Origin of the sequence: Mesorhizobium sp. M2A.F.Ca.ET.067.02.1.1 (assembly GCF_004023285.1) — a bacterium.
Lineage (GTDB): Bacteria > Pseudomonadota > Alphaproteobacteria > Rhizobiales > Rhizobiaceae > Mesorhizobium.
In genome coordinates this window covers 1-1,672 of record NZ_RZSB01001032.1, presented here as the reverse complement: position 1 = coordinate 1,672, position 1,672 = coordinate 1, and the positions used below count along the sequence as shown (strand labels likewise).

At 62.4% G+C, this 1,672-nt stretch carries 3 protein-coding genes; all 3 read left to right on the top strand.

From position 1 onward, the window contains the following. Positions 1 to 1,079 (top strand): divalent metal cation transporter (locus EOA28_RS35065; RefSeq protein ID WP_128315814.1); only part of this gene is annotated, 1,079 nt, incomplete at its 5' end. Beyond that, on the top strand, positions 1,079 to 1,438 hold the full coding sequence (locus EOA28_RS35060; RefSeq protein ID WP_127249204.1) for a hypothetical protein: 360 nt from the start codon (positions 1,079 to 1,081) through the stop codon (positions 1,436 to 1,438). The genes EOA28_RS35065 and EOA28_RS35060, both read left to right, overlap by 1 nt. Before the next feature lie 2 nt (positions 1,439 to 1,440). Further along, on the top strand, positions 1,441 to 1,672 hold a 232-nt coding region (locus EOA28_RS35055; RefSeq protein ID WP_128315813.1), incomplete at its 3' end, for a hypothetical protein.

Below are 1,672 nucleotides of genomic sequence, written 5' to 3'. Positions count from 1 at the left end.
GCATCATCTTCCTGGTCGAGATGGCCGGCCGCTTCGCTGCGGTCAGTCATCACACCATCGCTGACGGCATCCGCGAGAGGTTCGGCTTCAACGCGTTCATCTGGCCGCTGCTTGCAGTCTTGCTGGTCAACTTCCTGGTGCTCTCCGCCGAGATCGGCGGTGTTGCCATTGCCGCCGAGCTTGCCACGGGAATCCGTTTCCAATGGTGGGCCTTGCCGGTGGCTTTCCTGGCGTGGCTGCTGCTGTGGAAAGGAACGTTTGGCCTCATTGAGAAAGGGGTGTCGATGCTTGGCCTCGTCACCGTGTGCTTCGTCGTCGCGGCCGCGATGCTTCGGCCTGAATGGAAAGAAGTGGCTGTCGGCGCCGTGCCCAGCCTGCCGCACCACGACACGGCGAAATACTGGTTCATGGCCGTCAGCATTCTCGGCGCCTCGATCTCGCCTTACCTTTTCATGTTCTATTCCTCGGGCGCGATCGAGGACCAGTGGGACAAGAGCTATCTCGGCACAAATCGGGCGATTGCCGGCCTCGGCATGAGTTTCGGCGGGACGATTTCCATCGGCGTTCTCATCGTGGCCGCGCTCGCGCTTGGCGCTCATGGCGTTAACGAGGTGGACGACTACAATCAGCTTCCGCTGATGTTGATCCCGATATTCGGCTTCTGGGGTTTCGTCCTTTTCGTTACTTCTCTGGCCATCGCCTGCTTCGGCGCCGCCCTCGAAGTGGCTCTGCAGCAGGCCTATCTCGTCGCGCAGGGGTTCGGCTGGAACTGGGGCGAGGATCTCAAGCCGCGCGACGATCCCGGTTTCAGCCTGGTCTACACGCTGACGCTCTTCCTTGCCGCCGTTCCGATAGCGCTCGGTCTCGACCCGCTGAAGCTCACCATCTTCTCGATGGCGCTGACCGCGGCGAGCCTGCCGCTGACGGTCGTGCCCTTCCTTTTCCTGCTGAATGACGACCGCTATGTCGGCGAGCACCGCAATGGCGTCGTTTCGAACGCGGCCGTGATCTTCGTCATCGCGCTCGGCTTCGTGCTGGCGGTGGTGTCCATTCCACTGCAGATATTCGGAGGCACGTGATGCAGTTGCTGCGCGACATACTGGACAAGCAGGTCGTCGATCGCGAGCAGGTCAAGATCGGCAAGGTGGACAGCATTGTCGCCGAGCTGACGCCGGGCAAGCAGCCCAGGGTAAGTGCCGTTGAACTCGGCTCGATCGCGCTGGCGCGACGGCTTGGCTCGGCGCCCGCAAGATGGACGGCGAAGCTCGCGGCAAGGCTGAGCGGCAAGCAGCAGGCACGGCCGCACCGGATCGCCTGGAACAAAGTGCGCGATATCGGCGTCGACTTAGAATTCGACATCGACGTCCGCCGGACCAGGATCTTCGCCTGGCAGGACTGGCTGCGCGAACATGTGGTCGGCCGAATACCGGGAGCGTGAGCATGGCGACTGTACACCTCGATCACCTTGCCGGCAGGCGCGTGTTCTCGGAGCACGGCAGGAGCATCGGCTATATCGAGGAGATCGTCGCCGAGCGGGACGGCAGCGACCTTGTCGTCATCGAATTCCATGTCGGGATCTTCGCCGCCCTCGAGCGCTTGTCCGCTTCGACCATCGGCACCGCCTTGCTCGACTTCTTCGCGTTGCGGCGGCGTGAAGGCCTTTATCGCATTC

Coding starts and splice junctions, on each gene's coding strand:
- EOA28_RS35060 (WP_127249204.1), top strand. CDS start 1,079: ATGCAGTTGCTGCGCGACATACTGGACAAGCAGGTCGTCGATCGCGAG.